Source organism: Brevibacterium sanguinis, assembly GCF_039528855.1.
Lineage (GTDB): Bacteria > Actinomycetota > Actinomycetes > Actinomycetales > Brevibacteriaceae > Brevibacterium > Brevibacterium sanguinis.
On sequence record NZ_BAAAMB010000002.1, the window covers coordinates 24,750 to 42,823 of the forward strand.

At 66.6% G+C, this 18,074-nt stretch carries 14 protein-coding genes, 1 tRNA gene and 1 pseudogene; 8 read left to right on the forward strand and 8 right to left on the reverse strand.

Features of this window, described 5'->3' with window-relative positions; all coding sequences use genetic code 11:
• Nucleotides 1-806, reverse strand: an 806-nt coding sequence (locus ABD154_RS01485; RefSeq protein WP_344249633.1) for an alpha/beta fold hydrolase, incomplete at its 3' end; no start/stop codon positions are given.
• Nucleotides 807-808: 2 nt separating this feature from the next.
• Nucleotides 809-1,750, reverse strand: coding sequence for a universal stress protein (locus tag ABD154_RS01490; protein WP_232623582.1), 942 nt, complete (start codon nt 1,748-1,750; stop codon nt 809-811).
• A gap of 676 nt (nt 1,751-2,426) precedes the next feature.
• Between ABD154_RS01490 and ABD154_RS01495 the strand changes: the two genes are divergently transcribed.
• A complete protein-coding gene (locus tag ABD154_RS01495) occupies nt 2,427-2,654 on the forward strand; it encodes a hypothetical protein (RefSeq protein WP_344249637.1) in 228 nt (75 codons plus the stop codon).
• Between the two features lie 156 nt (nt 2,655-2,810).
• Nucleotides 2,811-2,883, forward strand: a tRNA-Ala gene (locus ABD154_RS01500).
• Between the two features lie 424 nt (nt 2,884-3,307).
• Here the strand turns inward: ABD154_RS01500 and ABD154_RS01505 are convergent.
• Nucleotides 3,308-3,835 (reverse strand): annotated as a pseudogene (locus ABD154_RS01505) (DDE-type integrase/transposase/recombinase); the annotation flags it as partial.
• Between the two features lie 366 nt (nt 3,836-4,201).
• Here ABD154_RS01505 and ABD154_RS01510 point away from each other — a divergent pair.
• Nucleotides 4,202-5,086, forward strand: a complete 885-nt coding sequence (locus ABD154_RS01510) for a HamA C-terminal domain-containing protein (protein WP_344249639.1) — start codon at nt 4,202-4,204, stop codon at nt 5,084-5,086.
• On the forward strand, nt 5,062-7,203 hold the full coding sequence (locus tag ABD154_RS01515; protein WP_344249641.1) for a DEAD/DEAH box helicase: 2,142 nt from the start codon (nt 5,062-5,064) through the stop codon (nt 7,201-7,203). Before ABD154_RS01510 ends, ABD154_RS01515 begins: the two co-directional genes overlap by 25 nt.
• A 501-nt stretch (nt 7,204-7,704) precedes the next feature.
• Here ABD154_RS01515 and ABD154_RS01520 read toward each other — a convergent pair.
• The 4 genes from ABD154_RS01520 to yczR all read right to left on the reverse strand — a co-directional run bounded on the left by ABD154_RS01520 (nt 7,705) and on the right by yczR (nt 12,223).
• On the reverse strand, nt 7,705-8,241 hold the full coding sequence (locus ABD154_RS01520) for a methylated-DNA--[protein]-cysteine S-methyltransferase (RefSeq protein ID WP_344249643.1): 537 nt from the start codon (nt 8,239-8,241) through the stop codon (nt 7,705-7,707).
• A gap of 90 nt (nt 8,242-8,331) precedes the next feature.
• Nucleotides 8,332-9,786, reverse strand: a complete 1,455-nt coding sequence (locus ABD154_RS01525; RefSeq protein ID WP_344249645.1) for a DNA-3-methyladenine glycosylase 2 family protein — start codon at nt 9,784-9,786, stop codon at nt 8,332-8,334.
• A 32-nt stretch (nt 9,787-9,818) separates the two neighbouring features.
• A complete protein-coding gene (locus ABD154_RS01530; RefSeq protein ID WP_344249647.1) occupies nt 9,819-10,775 on the reverse strand; it encodes an arsenic resistance protein in 957 nt (318 codons plus the stop codon).
• Nucleotides 10,772-12,223, reverse strand: a complete 1,452-nt coding sequence (gene yczR / locus ABD154_RS01535; RefSeq protein ID WP_344249649.1) for a MocR-like transcription factor YczR — start codon at nt 12,221-12,223, stop codon at nt 10,772-10,774. Before yczR ends, ABD154_RS01530 begins: the two co-directional genes overlap by 4 nt.
• A 112-nt stretch (nt 12,224-12,335) precedes the next feature.
• On the opposite strand from yczR, the gene yczE reads away from it, so the two are divergent.
• On the forward strand, nt 12,336-13,007 hold the full coding sequence (gene yczE / locus ABD154_RS01540) for a membrane protein YczE (RefSeq protein WP_344249651.1): 672 nt from the start codon (nt 12,336-12,338) through the stop codon (nt 13,005-13,007).
• A 151-nt stretch (nt 13,008-13,158) separates the two neighbouring features.
• Here yczE and ABD154_RS01545 read toward each other — a convergent pair whose 3' ends face one another.
• Nucleotides 13,159-14,532: a pyridoxal phosphate-dependent decarboxylase family protein gene (locus tag ABD154_RS01545; RefSeq protein WP_198498664.1), complete on the reverse strand. Its 1,374-nt coding sequence runs from the start codon at nt 14,530-14,532 to the stop codon at nt 13,159-13,161.
• 276 nt (nt 14,533-14,808) lie between these two features.
• On the opposite strand from ABD154_RS01545, the gene ABD154_RS01550 reads away from it, so the two are divergent.
• The 3 genes from ABD154_RS01550 to ABD154_RS01560 are packed head-to-tail and all read left to right on the forward strand — an operon-like array spanning nt 14,809 to nt 18,073.
• Nucleotides 14,809-15,663: a TetR family transcriptional regulator gene (locus tag ABD154_RS01550; protein WP_344249654.1), complete on the forward strand. Its 855-nt coding sequence runs from the start codon at nt 14,809-14,811 to the stop codon at nt 15,661-15,663.
• The gene (locus tag ABD154_RS01555; RefSeq protein ID WP_198498662.1) at nt 15,660-16,571 is read left to right on the forward strand and encodes a beta-keto acid cleavage family enzyme; all 912 of its coding nucleotides are present in this window, start codon (nt 15,660-15,662) and stop codon (nt 16,569-16,571) included. The genes ABD154_RS01550 and ABD154_RS01555 overlap by 4 nt, the downstream gene beginning before the upstream one ends.
• Nucleotides 16,568-18,073 carry a 3-hydroxyacyl-CoA dehydrogenase NAD-binding domain-containing protein gene (locus tag ABD154_RS01560; protein WP_344249656.1) on the forward strand — a complete coding sequence of 502 codons (1,506 nt, stop codon included), beginning with the start codon at nt 16,568-16,570 and terminating at the stop codon, nt 18,071-18,073. Before ABD154_RS01555 ends, ABD154_RS01560 begins: the two co-directional genes overlap by 4 nt.
• Nucleotide 18,074 lies beyond the last annotated feature (1 nt).

The following is an 18,074-nucleotide window of genomic DNA, read 5'->3' on the forward strand; positions in this document are numbered from 1 at the left end:
TAGTGGACGAGGTGCCCCACCCCGGAGAGTTCGACGAACCTGACGTCGTCGAGTCCGCGCACGACGGAGCGCGTGACGTCGATCGGGGCGATCGCATCCCGGTCCCCCGCGATGACGAGGAGGGGCATCGTCAGGTCGGGGGCCACCTCGGTGACGGTGTGGGCGACGGACACGTCGAAGGCCTGCGCGAGGGAGCGCCGGTCGCTGAAGGTCGAGAAGTAGCGGGCGTGCTGGTCGTGGATGTAGCGGCGCAGCCCGGGATCCTTCGTCGTCGCCATCACCTCGCTCATCAGCCGGACGATGACGGGACTCGAGAGCAGGGCCCGGCCGGGTCGCTCCGGCAGGCGGGCGCCGAGTTCGTAGTAGACCCGGGTCAGTGCCGTGAGGACGCGTGCCGAGCCCTCGAGGGCGGGCGTGGTGATCGGGTTGATGAGGACGAGTTCGGGCATCGCGGCAGGATCGTCTGCGGCGAGGTGCGAGACGAGGATCGACCCGAAGGAGTGGCCGACGAGGATCGGCACGGCCTCCCACTGAGCGGTCACCTCGGCGATGAGCAGGCGGAGATGATCGAGGTAGGCGGCCAGACTCAGACCGCCGGTCAGGGGCGCCGCCTCACCGAAGCCCGGCAGGTCGGGGACGATGACGGTGCGATCGCGCATCGCGTGGGCGATCCGGTCGAGACCGTGGTGGTCGCCCCGGAAGCCGTGGATCATGAGCACCGGTCGCCCGGGCCTGCGTCCGGGGTGGACCCACACCGGGGTGGGATGCCCGGCGACGCTGAGGTCGCGGCGCTCTGGCTCCCCCACGCTCAGCTGTCGTCGGCCGCGGTGGCCGCCTCGGCGGTGTCGGAGGCCTCCGCAGGGGCGGCGCCGGACAGGGTGCGACGCGGGATGACGACGACGGGCACCGGGAGCACGCGCAGGAGGCGGCGGGCCCGGGCACCGATGAACACGCGCCCGTGACCGAGCCGGCTCGAGCCGATGAAGGCGAGCTCACCGGAGATCCATTCGACGCTCTCGGCGGCCTCCTCGATGTCGGCGCCGGCCTCCGAGACGACGGTGGCCCGGCCGGAGGCGAAGAGGTCGGAGGCGCGACCGGCGAGCATCGCTCCGCCGAACTCCTCGGCGAACTCGGTGACCTCAGCGACCTCGTCCTCGGCCATGCCGTCGTTCTCGATGAGCGCGAGCAGACGGAGGGGCACGTCGAAGGCGGTTGCGGCTTCGATCGCCGACCCGACGAGGGCGGCAGCACCGGGACGGGCGCCGAAGAGCGCAGTAATGCGCGAGACCGGGCCGATGTCCGAGCGCCCGGCCGGGGCGAGGACGACGGGGACCTCGGAGGAGTGGAGCAGCGAGGTGGCGACCGTGCCGATGCGGAACTGGCGCATGAGCGTCGTCGCACGCGCACCGATGACGATGGCGACGGCGTCCTCGTCGGAGGCGACCTCCATGAGTCCCTTCGACTCGTTCGTCGCGGTGTGGATGACACCGCGGGCGGCGATGTCGTCGGGGATGAGCGCGAGGGCCTCCTCGAGCCAGTCGTCGAGCTGCTGGGCGACGATTCCCGTCCCGTCCTTGGGGATCGACCCGGCAGCGTGGAACGTCGAGGTCTCCGGCCGGATGATCGTGACGACGAGTTCGACGGCGACGGAGCGGGCGATCGAGATCGCCAGGGAGATGGCGTCGCGTCCGCGGTCGGTGGCGATGTAGCCGACGACGAGGCGCGGCAGAGAGGCAGCGGATTCTGACATGGAGGACTCCTGGCTGGTAGCGGTTCTCTCAGCGATTCTACGTGGGCGCAGGCGGTCCGCGCTGGGCATTCCGCACATGGTGACATGTGGGTCTGCGCACAATGCCGACGCCACGGGAAATGACCGGCGGAGAGATAAAGTTCAGCAATTCTGACCAGAAGTCCCACAACACTGTAAGACTGTGATAACTTCGTGAGTGCAATTACGGATTCGCAACCATAAACAATTGCATTGTTCCCCATGAGCACTGACGCCGCTCATCGACGATCCACGACCATGAAAGGAGTGCAGCTGAGATGAATATCTTCGACATCTTCCACCCCGTCTTTCCGGACTCCGACATCCGTCCGACGACGCTCGCTGCCTGCTCGGTCGGCGGACTGGGACTCGACGGCTGATCCTTCCAGCCTGACTCGTCTTCTTCCGCCGGCACTCTGAACGCCGGCGATTCCACTGCGCCTCGCGCATCGAACGCCCCCGTGGCCCTCACACCCGGACTGTGATCCTCACGTCCTCCCTGTGATCGTCACGCGGCACGGTGCCGGTGTCTCGGAATTCTGTTCAGCGAGCATTTCACCTCATTGCTTCTCGTGCATTGCCGCACGGTCGAACCAGTGAGTTTCACTCAACACTCTTCTGGGGATTCCCCCTGCCCGAAAACAATTGAGGACTAATCGTGTCGACAACATTTGCATTCACCTTTCCCAGACGGGTCGCCCTGTCCGCGGGTCTGCGCCTGGTCCGGTGGGCTCGGCGTCCGCACGTCGCGTCAGCCGCGGTCACGCAGCGCGACGTCGACCGTCGCATCGCCGAGGTCAGCAGACTGGCCGCCCGGGAGGAACTGGCCCGGCGCCGCGAACGCGACATCGCGCGCTACCTCTGGCACGTCCGCCCGTTCGTCTGAGCGGTCCCGGGCCCGCGGCAGGTCGGACCCTGGTCGCGGGCCCGGTGTCACAGCCTGCCATCGGCGTCACCAGCGCCTTTCCGCGGGATGTGCCGAGCGTCACGCACCGCCGATTTGGCGCACAGCCCGCGCCTGAGTAATATTGATCAGGCAAGCGGGGGTATGGCGCAGTTGGTAGCGCGTCTCCATGGCATGGAGAAGGTCAGGGGTTCGAATCCCCTTACCTCCACCGCTGTGATGTGTCGCGACATCGTTCCTACGATGTCGCGGCACATTTCTCTTTTCTGACCCGGGTATGTCTCACGGCATCGTTCCGGTCTCAGCCGTGGCTGATAGTTCTTCTGCGCATCGATGAGGTGTTCGACGATGATCTCACCAGCCCTGCGGTCGATGACCATCGTCTTCGCTCCGTGGATGAGGAGGATGACTCGGGTCCCGGCGTGGGCGCGACCGATCCCTAAGTACCACAGTCTGCCGGCGTAGCGGACTGAGACCTTCCCGTCGCGGTCGACGCGGTCATAGCGGATGCGCCAGACCTGGGAGTCGACCTCGATGACGGGTTCGGCTTTCGGGGTCGCGAAATACACCTCGGCGGGAGTGGACCGCCCGATCGCCCGGTGGGGTCTTAGCGTGTTGTAGACGTGGGTGAAGCGCTGCAGTTGAGTGTTCAGGTCGGCGAGGGTCTCGGCGGGTCCGGCCGCGGCCAGCCAGCGTTTGAGGGTCTGGTGGAAGCGTTCGATCTTGCCCTGCGTCGTCGGATGGTTCGGTGCCCCGTTGCGTTGGTCGATGTGCAGATCGGCCAGGAGCTGTTCGAACCCGTTGGGCTGCCGGGCCCGTCCGTCCTTTCCCTGCGCGAACCGGGTCGTGTAGACCATCCCGTTGTCGGTCAGTGTCGCCGCTGGCAGCCCGTGCTCGTCCATCGTGGTGATGAAGGTGTCGATGACGATGGGTCCGGTGACTCTCGGGTGGGCGCTGGTGTGGAGGAGTGTGCGGGAGTGGTCATCGAGCCAGGAGATGATCTCGACATCGGTGCCATCGGCCAGGGGCCAATGGGTGAAGTCGGATTGCCAGCATTCGTTAGGGGCCGCGGCTTGAAAGCGGTGCCAGGAGGAGCGGGGGCGTTTCTGGGGTTGGGCGGTGATCTGGTTGTGGCGTTTGAGGATCCGCCAGATCGTGGACACGCTGGGGCGGGTCTGTGGGGGCAGGTGGTCCCAGATGGGACTGCTGAAGGTTTGGTTGACTCCGGGGTTTATGCCGCCAGGGCCAAGACCTCAGTACGAGGCAAGCCGCTGACTGACCGCGAGTTGCGTTTGTAGTGGCGGCAACGTCGAGCGGCGATGCTGCTGGAGCCGATGGCTTGCGCTTGCCAGGCTGGGCCGGCATGTCGGCGCTGAATCTCGCGGTTGAGCGGCCCTGCCGCGATAGACTCAGCCCTAAACGATCGAACCAGCACGCGGTCGGCGATGTGCGCATGACCTCGAAGGAGAGAACCGATGAACGAAGTTTGCAACTATCGGGTTCGATCCTGAAGTTATCAGCTGATCGATATGACAAGCACCGGCTCAGTACCCGAGACCATTCTCGAACTCGTAGTTGAGCACACTGACGAGTTGTTGCCAACCTCTGTGTTTTGTGCAGGCTTCGAGGATGGAGCATGGCGTTCAGAGGACTTGAGCTACGATCTCATCGCTTGGGCAGCTGACTGGATTCTTCCCCCGGAAGAGCTAAGCGGGTATAACCACGCGAATGGCGTCGCTCTGCTCGGAAAAGCATTGAGTCGGGTGTACAAGACAATCGACTACGAGAAGCGAGGTGAGATTGGTGAGTTGCTTCTCCACATTATCCTGCGGAAGTTCTTCCTAAGTTCGAGACTGATTTCGAGAATCTATTTCAAGGATGCCGCGAACGATACAGTAAAAGGTTTCGACTGTGCCCACATTGTCGAGTCGTCTGACGGCTCCGAGATTGAGCTTTGGCTTGGGGAGTCCAAGCTCTATCAAGACAGTTACAGTGCAGCGACGGCAATCTATGACGAACTTAAGCTGCACCTGAGTCGGGACTATCTAAAGTACGAGTTCGCGGCCATTTCTGACAAGATTCCTCAAGATCATCCACAGCGGCAGAAGCTAACAAAACTCCTTGCGCGCGAAACATCTTTGGATCAAACCTTCAAGAGTGTCGTTGTCCCAATCTTCATTTCGTACGACAGCAACGCGGCGGGCAGCCATTTGGAGAGCACGGAAAAGTATATTTCTGACCTCCAAGCGGAAGTGCTAGCCAACTGGGACAGCCTGAGTGGGAGATATGGAAAGTGGACGCTTCCACGGAAAATCCGAGCGCACGTAATTTACTTTCCGATGAGTACTAAAGCTGCACTCACATCCGCATTCGATGGAAGGCTAAAGGCGTGGCAGTCAACTACCAAGATTTAGTCGACCGTCTACACGAAACAACTGAGGAGCCTTTCCACCTGATCGCGGATATCGCCTCATTCACCGCGTTGCATGGTGTCGGAGGCGAGAGTACTGAACTGGTCATACGTGCGCTGGAGTACTTCGATCGCGACGGGGATTATGGCGAGATGCTGCGGAGCCTGATGATCCAGCACGGGCTTTACCCCTACATCGTCGGCCATGAGGGTGGAGTCGCGCTCAGGGACGCGGTCGTGATGGAGATGAATCGGCCGAATGCTACTCAGGAGACGATTTTCCATCGCATCCAATCCCAGGTCTTCCATCGGCTAGTCGAGGGGGAGAATGTTATTCTCTCGGCTCCGACGAGCTTTGGGAAAAGCGTAGTAGTTGATGCGCTAATCGAGACTGGGAACTACAGTAATGTTGTCGTAATCGTTCCTACCATTGCGCTCCTGGATGAGACTCGACGCAGATTGTCTCGTTACGTCGGATACAAGATTATTACGCATCCAAATCAGGAATTCGGGGAGCGAAACATCTGTGTAATGACGCAGGAGAGACTTCTCGCAGTCCCTGTCCTTCCCAGCATCGACCTATTCTTCATCGACGAGTTCTATAAGCTTGCCGATGAGAAGGACGGTCTCTTGGATCAAAGATCTTCAATTCTCAACCAAGCTTTTCTAAGACTCGCCCGAACAGGAGCTCAGTTCTACTTTGCCGGTCCGGTCGTTGAAGGGTTGTCGGAACTGCTGCCTGAGAATTTTCGAGCTTCGTTCATTCGTACTAACTTCTCAACTGTCGCTGCCGACACTATACGGCTTGATGCCTCCAATGATGCCGAGCGCATTGCACGTACGGTGGAGCTGGTTGGTGTTGCGTGTGAACCGACCCTTGTCTACTGCCAATCACCCCAAAAGACGCGCAAGGTTCTTGAGGAACTCATCTCTGTTAGAAGCGAAAGAGCGCAGGATTCGCCGGGGTTGCCTGACGCGGCATCATGGATAGAGGAGAACTACCACCCTGATTGGATAGTGGCGAAAGCGCTTCGCCTCGGAATTGGAGTACATCACGGTAGGTTGCCTCGGTGGCTGGCTCAGCGCGTTGTCCAAGGATTTGAGTCGGGCGATCTCGATGTGTTGGTTTGTACCAACTCCCTTATAGAGGGCGTCAATACGCGCGCCAAGCGCATCATTATCCTCGATCGAAACATCGCGAACAGAGCCTATAATTACTTCACTTTTGCCAACATTAAAGGGCGCGTCGGACGCATGTTCAAACACTTCGTCGGGCAGATTTATCTCTTCCACGACGAGCCGCGCCGTGAACTACCCAATATTGATATTCCGGGGGTAACGCAGAGCGACTCTGCTCCGGGTTCGCTTCTCGTGCAGATCGAGGAAGACGACTGGAGCGAACAGACAAGAGAACGCCTGACGCCCGTACTGGAGGATGCAGGGCTCGGAATGGCAGTTCTGCGACAGGTCAGGGGTGTAGAACCAGAGTCGGTAGCCCAGCTCGCCAACCACTTGAGAGCGCTTCCAGTAGCCAGACTTCGGGGCCTTCAGTGGTCCACGTTGTATCCCAATTGGCAGGAACTGAGTCTCGCCTGTCAACTGATTTGGGACTTCATAGCGCCGGACTACCACGTAGGTCACGGAGCTTACAGTGCGAGCCAGCTTGCATTCAGAATCAACCAGGCGGCACTTGCTGAGGGCCGCATGAAAGATATCCTTGTGAGCTTCGTGGATGACTCAAATGATGGCCGCGGAACGGTAGACGACCGCATTGAGGCAGCGTTTGATTTCGTAAGGTACTGGCTCGACCACAACTTTCCTGCGTCCCTGCGCGCACTAGGTGTGATCTCCGGCGCAGTTTTAAGCGAGCGGGGTCTGGATGCTGGGTCTTTTGACGGTTTCGCTGCCCGAGTGGAAAGTATGTTCTCTGCGCCTCACCTCGCAACTATCGAGGAATATGGCCTCCCTCTTGAGGTGTCGCGACAGCTTCTTCGAAATGTTGGTGGCGCTCGGACGCTAGACGAGATGTTGAGTGCCATCGCCTCAGTCGCAACGCGAGACGTTTCGTCCTTGTCGGTCTTTGAGCGGTCACTGCTAGATGACTTCGTAGCGTCACTGTAACTGCGCGCTCCCTTGTCGGCAGCTCGGTACGGTCAAGCCACGGCTCTACGAATGTCCCTTGTGTGCGTCCAAACCGTCATCCGGTGGATGCCGAACCACCGACAGATGGAGACCACGCTCTCGCCGTTCGCACGGGCAGTTCGGATAGCGTCCACTTGAGTCTCTGTCAGGGGTGTTCTAGCTCGTCTCCTAGGGTTTGCTACGACTCCGGGCTCGTTCTCTGCGGCACCCGGCGGCTCGTCGCGAAGACCGAGTTTCGCCTGTTCCCACGCGGTGTCTCGCCGCTCGAACATCTGCCAGGAGTTCGGTTTGAGTCCACCCGCGTCCACCGCAAGGCGAAGGCCCCGGACGAATGAGTCCGGGGCCTTCGTCGTATGCCGCCTCAGCGTGGTATCTCGCTCGATCAAGGGGCAGTGCGGATGCGGGGCCGGGCACGCGCCCGTATCCGCGCTCCCGCTTGATCGACGCGAAGAAGGCGAGATCGGCCGCCCGTGGCGATGTTCAGGGTCGGCTGAGCGCTGCACCGTGCTCGAGGTCGAGCAGCGTCTGCTTCCTCTCCTCGCCCCACGCATATCCGGTGAGCGCACCGCCGGCGCCGATGACCCGGTGGCAGGGGACGATGATGCTGATCGGGTTCTTCCCGTTGGCCGCCCCGACGGCACGCGCCGCGGTCGGGCGCTCGATCCATCCCGCGAGTTCGCCGTAGCCGGCGGTCTGACCGAAGGGAATCGTCGTCAGGGCCTCCCATACCTGCAGCTGGAAGTCGGTGCCGAGGGGGGCCAGCGGCAGGGTGAACTCTGTCCGCTCCCCCGCGAAGTACTCCCCCAGCTGCGCTCGCGTCGCGACGAGGACGTCGAGGTCGGGATCCTCAACCGGATCGGCGCCGGTGCGCACCGCGAGGCGGTCGAGGACCTCGGCGAATCCGTCGAGGTAGGCACCGGTGAGGCTGGTCCCGTCCGAGGTGAGCAGGATCTGCCCGACGGGTGAGTCGATGATCGAGTAGATGAGGACGTCGGTCCTCGGAGTCGTGAAGGTCATGGTCGTTCCTCTCAGTGGGATGGATGGTGTGGTCGACGGTGCCCTGCCGTCATGGCAGCGGGGTCGTCTGCGGTGAGGACTGCTCTGCGGTCAGGGACCCGGCGCGACTGATCGGGCGTGGAGGGCCCAGAGCAGATGGGTGAGATACGACCGCCACGGACGGGCCCGGTCGAGGTCGGGCAGCCCCCGCGCTCCGGCGTCGGCGGTGAGATCCTCGAGCGCCTTCCGCACCCCGAGGTCGGAGCCGAGGAGGACATCGGGATCGCCGAGGGCGCGCATCCGGATGTAGCCGACGCTCCACGGCCCGACGCCGGGCAGCGCGAGCAGTCTTGCCGCGGCCTCCTCCCGGTCGCAGCCGGGACCGAGGTCGATGTCGCGCCGTGCGAGCGCCTCGGCGAGGGTGCGCAGTGTGGCGATGCGCTTGGCCGGCAGCGCCCACGCGTCATCGGGCAGCTCCGCGATCGCCTCGGCGCTCGGGAACACCCGATCGACGGCACCCGTGCGCATCTCGGTGGGAAGCATCTCACCGGTGGACTCGACGAGGCGGGTGAGATGGGTCTGGGCGGCGCGGATCGAGATCTGCTGGCCGAGCACGGTGCGGACGGAGAGCTCGACCGGATCGCCGTGCCCCGGTGAGCGGATTCCCGGCACGAGGGCGGCAAGGTCGCTCAGCCCCGCCTCGGCGAGGGTCCCGTGGACGGCGGCGGGATCCGCGTCGAGATCGAGGATTCGGCGTGCCCGCGCCACTGCCGCCCCGAGGTCGCGGGTGTCGGCGAGGTGGAGGCGGCAGCTGACGAAGGCCCCGGTCCCGGCGGCGAGCGAGATCACGGCGGGCCCGTGGGCGAGTCGCAGCGACCGGGTGTAGCGCCCGTCCCCGACCTCTTCGATGCCCGGCACGCTACGGGCGGCGAGATAGGCGACGAGATGGTCGAAGTCGAACGGGGACCGGTACGCGAGCCGGACGACGAGGTCGTCGCCGCGCGGCACCCGCGAACCGGTGCGCAGCCGCCCGGGGGCCAGACCGTACGTGTCCCTGAACGTGTCGTTGAACTGACGGATGCTCGAGAATCCCGAGGCGAAGGCGATCTCGCTCATCGTCAGCGTCGTCGATTCGACGAGGGTGCGCGCGGTGCGGACCCGCTCGCTGCGGGCCAGCGCCAAGGGCCCGGCCCCGAGTTCGGCGTGGAGGACCCGGCCGAGCTGGCGGCTGCTGTAGCCGAGTGCCGCGGCCAGTCCCGAGACGCCCGACCGGTCGACGAGGCCGTCGCGGATGAGCCGCACCGCGCGTGCGCTGACATCGGCGCGGACATCCCAGTCGGGGGACCCGGGACTGACATCGGGTCGGCACCGCTTGCACGCCCGATAGCCGGCCTCGACGGCAGCGGCAGCGGTGGGATAGAACGTGACGTTCTCCCGCATCGGCGTGCGCGCCGGGCACGAGGGGCGGCAGAAGATCCGCGTCGTCGACACGGCGGTGAAGAACATGCCGTCGAAGCGCCGGTCGCGGCCGGCGACTGCCTGATAGCACTGATCCGTGGAGAGCATATGACCATTCTGCTCCCCTGCACGGTACGGTGCTAGCGGTTTTCGGACATCGCAGTGCGGGGAACGATCCGCGGCACGAGCCACACGAGGGCGACCATCGTGACGAGTTCGATGAGTGTCTGGGTGACGACGGCCGCGGTGCCCAGGCCGTCCGGATCGACAGCGCGGACGAGAGGCAGCATGACGAGCGAGTTCCTCGTCACTCCGGTGAAGATCAGGGCCCGCCGCTCCCCCGGCCCGGACAGACTCGTCCGGCCGACGAGCCAGCCGATGCCCGTCATCACCACGGCGAAGACGATGAAGGAAAGGGCCGCGGGACCGAGGTCGGAGAGATGGGGAAGGACGACGGCCGCCTCGGCGGCGGCGACGATCGCAAGGGTGAGGAGCATGAGCGGCGTCATCGCCGCGGTCGCTCCCGTGAGCACGCGCGCGGCCCCGGCCGACCGGGCTGCCGCGACCTGGAGGAGCGCCGCGGCGAGGAGCGGGACGATGATGAAGACGACGAGCGCCCAGAGGAAGGGGCCGGGGGTGAGGGCCGCGGTCGCGTCCTCGCCGAGGATGACCCGCAGCCACACCGGGAGCAGGAGGATCTGGGCGAGCATGAGGACGGGGGTGAGCGCGAGCAGCCTGTCCGCGGCCCCGCCGGCCAGCCCGGTGAAGACGATGACGTAGTCGATGCACGGGGTGAGCAGGACGATGAGCACCGGGACGACGACGGGGCCCGGCAGGGGCACAGCGAGGTGGATTCCCGCGACGACGAGAGGGACGACGAGGAAGTTGAGTCCGAGGACCGTGAGCGCGAAGCGCGGCCTTCCGAATGCGCGTGCCGCCCCGGGCAGCGGGATGGTGGCGAACGTCGAGAAGAGCAGCAAAACGAGCACTGGGGTGACGAGCTGTCCGGCGAGGTCCCCGGCACCGGGGATGAGGATGCCGGCGATGATGCCGACGGCCACGGCACCGAGGCAGCCGAGCGTCTGCCAGCCGGTCACGCGACGATCCGCGCACGTTCGTCGGGGAGGGGACCGGGCATCCGCAGGGCGTCCTCCCACGCCGCGGCCAGGCGCGGGGCGACCTCGGCCAGTTCCGCCTCGGCGACGGTGTAGGGCAGGCGGATCCACCGGTCGAGTCCGCCGATCGGGGCGAAGTTCGGACCCGATGCCAGGGTGACGCCGTGCGCCCGGGCGGCGGAGACGAGCGCCCCGGAGCGCTCCTCGGGGAGCCGCGCCCACAGCGCCATGCCGCCGTCGGGCACGGCGACCTGCCAACTCGGAAGGTGGGTGCGCACGTCGGCGACGAGGCGGTCACGGGCCGCGGCGAGCCGGGCTCGCATCTGCGCGACGAGCTCATCGTGGTTGCGCAGCAGTTCGACGGCGACGAGCTGCTCGAGGACGGGCGCCCCCAGGTCGAGGGTGAGGCGGACGGCGGCGGCTTCCTCCATCCGGGCGGCCGGCACCCGCATCCAGCCGACCCGCAGTCCGCCCCAGAAGATCTTGCTCGTGCTCCCCACGGCGATCGAATCGGGGGCGAACACCGACAGCGGCGTCTGTCCCGGCGTGCCGTTGAGGCCGAGCTCGACAAGCGACTCGTCGACGACGGGAACGACTCCGGATCTCCCGAGCTCCGCAGCCAGCGCTGCGCGGTCGGCATCGGGCAGGAGCGCCCCGGTGGGATTGTGGAAGTCGGGGATGAGGTAGGCGGCGCGCACGCGGTTCTCGCGCATCGTCTGTCCCATCGCCCTGACGTCCCAGCGGTGGCGGCCGTCGTCGTCGACCTCGAGCGGGTAGGCGACGATGCGGGCACCGGCGCCCTCGATCGTCGCGATCGCGTTCGGGTAGCTCGGGCTCTCGACGAGGACGCCGCCGGACCCGCCGAGCAGGGCGCGGATGCCGATCGCCGCGCCGCCCAGGGCGCCGGAGGTGATGAGGATGTCGTCGGGGCGGGTCGGCAGCCCGCGCTGCGTGTAGCGGTCGGCGACGAGTTCGCGCAGCGCCGGGATGCCCGAGGGATAGTAGCCGGTGCCCGGCAGATACGCGTGGACCTGCGAGACCGCGCGCTCATAGGCGTCGACGAGCCCGAGCGGTGCGACCGTGGCCGTGCACGTGAGATCGATCGAGCCCGCCGTCGGCTCCGTCGGGGAGAGCAGGTGGTCGATGCGACCGCCGGGCACCTCGGGAAGCTCGACGAGGCTGCCCGACCCCCGCCGCGTGCGGACGAACCCGAGTTCCCGCAGCCGGGCGTACGCCCGCGACGACGTCGTCCGGGACAGGTCGAGGGCGGTCGCGAGTTCGCGTTCGCTCGGCAGGCGGACGCCGACGGGGATGCGGCCATCGGAGACCGCGTGGGCGATCGCCCCGGCAAGCGACTCATAGGCCGGCGGCGCGAACGGGCCGGTGCCGATGATCCGGGCCAGCCGGCGGGCTCCCATCGCAGTCGTCATGGAACCACTTTGTCGCAATTGGCTATTTTCCGCAATGCCAATTCGCGTCATCATGGTCAGACACCGCACTCCCGTGCGGTCCTCCGCCGAAGACCGACCGAAAGTCCACGCCATGGCCTCGACTCCCCCACCGCGCCGCGAACTCGCCAACGTCGGACCGCTCCAGCAGCTGTCCGGAGGACGGCTCCCCCGCCGTCTCGTCCAGCTGCTCGTCGGCCTCTACCTCTACGGTGCGTCGATGGCGATGGTCGTCGTCGCCGGCCTCGGCATGATCCCGTGGGACGTGCTCCATTCGGGCATCCTCAGGCATGTTCCGCTGACGTTCGGCACGATCATCACGATCACCTCGGTGCTCGTCCTCCTCGCGTGGATCCCGCTCAGGCAGATGCCGGGCCTGGGCACGATGCTCAATGCCCTGCTCATCGGTCCGGCCCTCGACGTCACCCTGCTCTTCCTGCCGCGGCCCGAGGACCTGGGGTGGCGGATCGTCCTCCTCGTCTCCGGCGTCGTCCTCAACGGGGTCGCCTCGGCGATGTACATCGGCTCGCAGTTCGGTCCGGGGCCGCGCGATGGCCTGATGACGGGGCTCTCCCGGGTCACCGGACGCTCGATCCGGCTCGTGCGCACGCTCATCGAGGTCACCGTCGTCGCCGTCGGGTGGGCGCTCGGCGGGGTCATCGGGATCGGCACCGCGCTCTACGCGCTGAGCATCGGACCGATCACGCAGGCGCTCCTGCCTGTCTTCACCGTCGAGCTGCGGCCCCGCGGGACCGACCGGGCCTGATCGGGCCTGACGGCACAGGGCCCGGCACCACCGGGCCCGACAACGCCGGGCCTGACGACACTTCACCCGGAAAACGTCGACTTCACCCTGAGAACGCCGACGGCGCCGCTCTCCCTGCATCGGGAGAGCGGCGCCGTCGGATGAGGCGGGCTCACTCCATGGTGTCGAGGATGTCGACGAGGTCGTCGAAGGTCGTGAGCGGATTGACGATCGCGAACCGCGCGTTCGGACGACCGTCGTGGGAGCTGGGGACGACGAAGGCCCTCTGCTCCTCGAGCAGCTTGTCCGACCAGGCGTCGTAGTCCTCGCGCTCCCAGCCGACGCGTTCGAAGACGACCACGGAGAGCTCGGGGTCGCGCACGAGGCGGAGGTTCGGCCGCTTCTTGATCTCCGTGCTGATCTGCCGGGCGAGATCGATCGAATGGCTGATCGCGTCGCGATAGGTCTGCGCACCGTAGGTCGCGAGCGAGAACCACAGGGGCAGGCCGCGCGGGCGGCGCGTGAGCTGGATGGCGTAGTCCGAGGGACTCCACTCATCGGACTCGGTGAGGGTGTCGAGGTACTCCGCCTTCTGCGTGTGGGCGCGCCGGCCGTTGCGGGGATCGCGGTAGATGAGCGCACACGCGTCGAAGGGAGCGAAGAGCCACTTGTGCGGGTCGACGATGACGGAGTCGGCCCGTTCGACACCGGCGAACTTGTGCTTGGCGAGCGGTGAGAGCATCGCGGCGAGCCCGTACGCGCCGTCGATGTGGAGCCAGAAGTCGAAGTCGTCCTTGAGCGCGGCGATTCCGGCGATGTCGTCGATCGTCCCGAAGTTCGTCGTCCCCGAGGTGGCGACGACGGCGATGACGGCATCGCCGTGCTCCTCGAGCGCCTCCCGGACGCCCTCGGGTCGGAGGATTCCGGACTCATCGGTGGGCACGGGGGCGATGTCGACGTCCATGACGTCGGCAGCGGACTTCACCGAGGAGTGCGCCTCGGCGCTGCAGACGATGACCCACCGGCCCGGTCGCGTGTCGCCGAGTTTCGCCTTCTGCGCCTCCCGGGCCGCGACGAGCGCGGAGAGGTTGCCGATCGTGCCGCCCTGGACGAACACCCCACCGGCGGTCTTCGGGAGGCCGAACTCCGAGGCGAGCCACGACAGCACCTCGTTCTCGGCGTGGACGACTCCGGCGCCTTCGAGCCACGACCCTCCGTAGAGGGCGCTGGCGGAGACGACGAGGTCGAAGGCCACGGCGGCCTTCGTCGGGGCGCTGGGGATGAAGGAGAGGTACTTCGGGTGGTCGGTCGTGATGCACGCGGGGGCGAAGATGTGTTCGAAGATCGCGAGTGCACGGGCCGATCCGAGGCCCTCCTCGCTGATCGTCGGCCCGGCCAGCCGCGTCAGCTCGGAGTCCTTCATCGGGTGGTCGAGCGGGGTGTCGACGGCGAGGGTGCGCCGCCGTGAGTAGTCGAGCACGAGGTTGACGAGATTGCGGGTCTCATCGGAGACGACGTGCATGCGGTCGTGGGGAGTGTCGGTCATCGGGGCCTCCGAGAGAAAGTGCGGGTGTTCATTCGTCCGAGGATATCGGTTCGCCGCGGGTTTCCCGACCCCGCCCAGGCCACGGGCCGCACCGCGGAGCGGTCGGCGGCATCCGCGTGACGGTCGGCGGCATCCGCGCGGCCCGCCGATCACCAACGACGGTGACCGCTGACCACACGCTGCTCTCCCGCTGCGCCCACGCCACCGGAATCGCAAACACTGATTGATCATCATATTTCCTTGCGATTGCCGCAGACGCTGTCGTAGGCTCGAGGCATGGCCACCAGCATCGCCGCCCGCGCCCGGGAGACCGTCGCCGGCAGCGGCCTGTCCCAGCGCAGCCTCGCCCGGGCGATCGGCATCGACGAGACCAAACTGTCGAAGTCGCTCTCGGGCCGGCGCAAGTTCACCGCCGAGGAGCTCCTCGGCCTCGCGACGGCGACCGGCGTGACCGTGCGGTGGCTGCTCGGCGACGAGTCGACGGTCTCGGCGGTCCCCGCCGGACTGCGCACCGCCTCGGCGCTCGACGAGGCCGATCAGTCCTCGCCGCGCCGTCTCATCGTCGAGACCGCCTGGGACCTCTTCGCCCGCCACGGCTACGATGCCGTCCGCATCGCCGACATCGCCGAGGCCGCCGGCGTCTCGAGCGCGGCCGTGCACTACCACTTCGCCGGAAAGTCGGAGCTCTTCGACGCCACCCTCGAGTTCTCCGTCAAGCTCGCCTTCGACCGTCAGGTCGCGTGGCTCGACGAGATCGTCTCGCCGCGCCGGCGCCTCGAGCGCCTCCTCGAACTCCAGTCGCCCATCGGCCCCGACGCGCGTCGGGAATGGTCGATCTGGATTCAGACGTGGAGTCGCCTCGCCGTCGAGGACCCGGCGGAGTCCGCGTATCCCGCCGGATACGACCGGTGGTCGCGGACGGTGCGCGCCACCCTCGAAGACGGTCAGGCCAGCGGCGTCTTCCGGCCCGGCGATGCGACGGAGATGACCGACGAGCTCACCTCCGTCGTCGACGGCCTCGGCATCAAAGTCGTCACCGGAATCATGGACGTGCCGACGTTCCGTCACCGCCTCGACCGCTACCTGCGGCGAGCGATCATCACCCCCGAACCTGATGAGGAGTCATCATGAATCGCAAAGTCATTCTCACCTGTGCCGTCACCGGTGCCGGCGATACCGCGGGCAAGAGCGAGCACGTGCCCGTCACCCCGGAGGAGATCGCCGCCGACGCGATCGCCGCCGCCCGGGCCGGCGCCTCGGTCGTCCACATCCACGTCCGCGATCTCGAGACCACGCTCGGCTCCCGGGAGGTCGCCTACTACCGCGAGGTCGTCCGCCTCATCCGCGCCTCCGACGTCGACCCCGTCATCAACCTCACCGCAGGCATGGGCGGCGACCTCGTCATCGACCCCCAGGATCCGACGACGCAGATGCCGGGCACCGACCTCGTCAACGCCCTCGAGCGCCTCCCCCACGTCGAGGAGCTCCTGCCGGAGATCTGCACGCTCGACTGCGGATCCCTCAACTTCGGCGAGGGGTCGAACATCTACGTCTCGACCCCGGACATGCTGCGCGAGGGGTCGAAGAAGATCCAGACCCTGGGGGTGCGACCCGAACTCGAGATCTTCGACACCGGCAACCTGTGGTTCGCCAACGTCCTCGTCGAAGAGGGGCTCATCGACCCGCCGCCGCTCTACCAGCTGTGCATGGGCATCCCCTACGGCGCCCCCGTCGACGCCGGTCTCCTCCAGGCCATGGTCCACCTCCTGCCCAAGGGCGCGGAGTTCACCTCGTTCGCGATCGGCCGCAACCAGCTGCCGTGGGTCGCGCAGTCGGTGCTCGCCGGCGGCCACGCCCGCGTCGGCCTCGAGGACAACCTCTACATCTCCAAGGGGGTCAAGGCGACGAACGCCGGCCTGACCGACCGCGCCGTGTCGATCATCGAGGACCTCGGCGCCGAGGTGGCCACCCCCGACGAAGCCCGCGAGATCCTCGATCTGCGCGTGCAGACCGCCACCGCGATGGGAGCCGACCTGTGACCGCACCTTCCTCCTTCCCCGCCCCCGAGTCCGTGCGGACGATCACCTGCATCGGCGCGGGAACGATCGGCGGCGGCTGGGCAGCGTACTTCCTCGCCCGCGGGTACACGGTCAAGGTCTGGGACCCCGATCCCACGGCCGGTGAGCGCCTCACCCGCCTCATCGACGCCGCCTGGCCCGCCCTCGCCGAACTCGACATGGTCCCCGGTGCCGACCGCACCGCCTGGACGATCCACACCGACCTCGCCGAGGCGCTGGACGGCACCGATTTCGTCCAGGAGTCCGCGCCGGAGAACCTCGACCTCAAGCGCCGCCTCTTCGCCGACATCGACGTGCTCACCCCCGCCTCGGTGATCATCGGGTCATCGACGTCGGGGTACTCGATGACGGAGATGGCCACCGAGGTGACCCGCCCCGAGCGCTTCGTCGTCGGGCACCCGTTCAACCCGCCCTACCTCATCCCCCTCGTCGAGGTCGTCGGCGGCGAGGCCACCGACCCGGCCGCCGTGGACTGGGCCGCGGACTTCTACGCCCGCATCGGGAAGTCCGTCATCCGCATGGACCGCGAGGTCCCCGGGTTCATCGCCAACCGCCTCCAGGAGGCGCAGTGGCGCGAGGCCCTGCACATGGTCGAGACGGGCGAGGCCACCGTCGAGCAGATCGACCGGTCGATCACAGACGGTCCGGGCCTGCGCTGGCCGTTCCAGGGGCCGATGCTCACCTTCCACCTCGCCGGGGGTGAGGGCGGCATGGCCCACATGCTCGACCACTTCGGTCCCTCGCTGAAGTCTCCGTGGACGCGACTCGACGCCCCCGAGCTGACGCCTGCGCTGCGCGATGCCGTCGTCGTCGGCTGTGAGGACGAGAGTGCGGGGCGCTCGATCGCCGACCTCGTCTCCGCCCGCGATGCCGGCATCGTCGCCCTGCGCAGGCTCACCGCCGACCTCGCCTCGGGCGGGAGTGCCACTGCTGCGGCGACCCCGGCTGCGACTCAGCCTGACGCCGCCGCGACAGACGATGGCGCCGGCCCAGGCGCTGCCGACCCGGACGCGTCCGGCACCGGGCGTCGACTCAGCGAGTACCGCACCGCTGTCCGGGAGGAGTGGATCGACTACAACGGGCACCTCTCCGAGGCGTTCTACGTCCTCGTCTTCGGGTTCGCCACCGATGCGATCATGGACGAGCTCGGCCTCGATGCGGCGTATCGGGAGGCCACCGGATGCTCCCTCTACACGGTGGAGTCCCACGTCCGGTACCTCGACGAGGTCTCGCTCGGGTCGACGCTCATCGTCCGTCCGCAGCTCGTCGCCGCCGGGGCGAAGAAGCTCCATCTCGCCTACGAGATGATCGTCGACGGCCGCGTCGTCGCGACCGAGGAGATCCTCGCCCTCCACGTCGATCAGACCGCGGATGCCGTCACGGAGTTCCCCGCGGAGATCGCAGCAACGATCGCCGAGGTGGCCCGCAGCACCCCTGAATGGTCCGGTCGCCGCGTGGGCTGAG

What these genes read in the sequence shown, in the direction of transcription:
- ABD154_RS01490 (WP_232623582.1), bottom strand. Translation starts at nt 1,750, where the DNA reads ATGTCAGAATCCGCTGCCTCTCTGCCGCGCCTCGTCGTCGGCTACATC.
- ABD154_RS01510 (WP_344249639.1), top strand. Translation starts at nt 4,202, where the DNA reads ATGACAAGCACCGGCTCAGTACCCGAGACCATTCTCGAACTCGTAGTT.
- ABD154_RS01520 (WP_344249643.1), bottom strand. Translation starts at nt 8,241, where the DNA reads ATGACCTTCACGACTCCGAGGACCGACGTCCTCATCTACTCGATCATC.
- ABD154_RS01525 (WP_344249645.1), bottom strand. Translation starts at nt 9,786, where the DNA reads ATGCTCTCCACGGATCAGTGCTATCAGGCAGTCGCCGGCCGCGACCGG.
- yczR (WP_344249649.1), bottom strand. Translation starts at nt 12,223, where the DNA reads ATGACGACTGCGATGGGAGCCCGCCGGCTGGCCCGGATCATCGGCACC.
- yczE (WP_344249651.1), top strand. Translation starts at nt 12,336, where the DNA reads ATGGCCTCGACTCCCCCACCGCGCCGCGAACTCGCCAACGTCGGACCG.
- ABD154_RS01545 (WP_198498664.1), bottom strand. Translation starts at nt 14,532, where the DNA reads ATGACCGACACTCCCCACGACCGCATGCACGTCGTCTCCGATGAGACC.
- ABD154_RS01550 (WP_344249654.1), top strand. Translation starts at nt 14,809, where the DNA reads ATGGCCACCAGCATCGCCGCCCGCGCCCGGGAGACCGTCGCCGGCAGC.
- ABD154_RS01555 (WP_198498662.1), top strand. Translation starts at nt 15,660, where the DNA reads ATGAATCGCAAAGTCATTCTCACCTGTGCCGTCACCGGTGCCGGCGAT.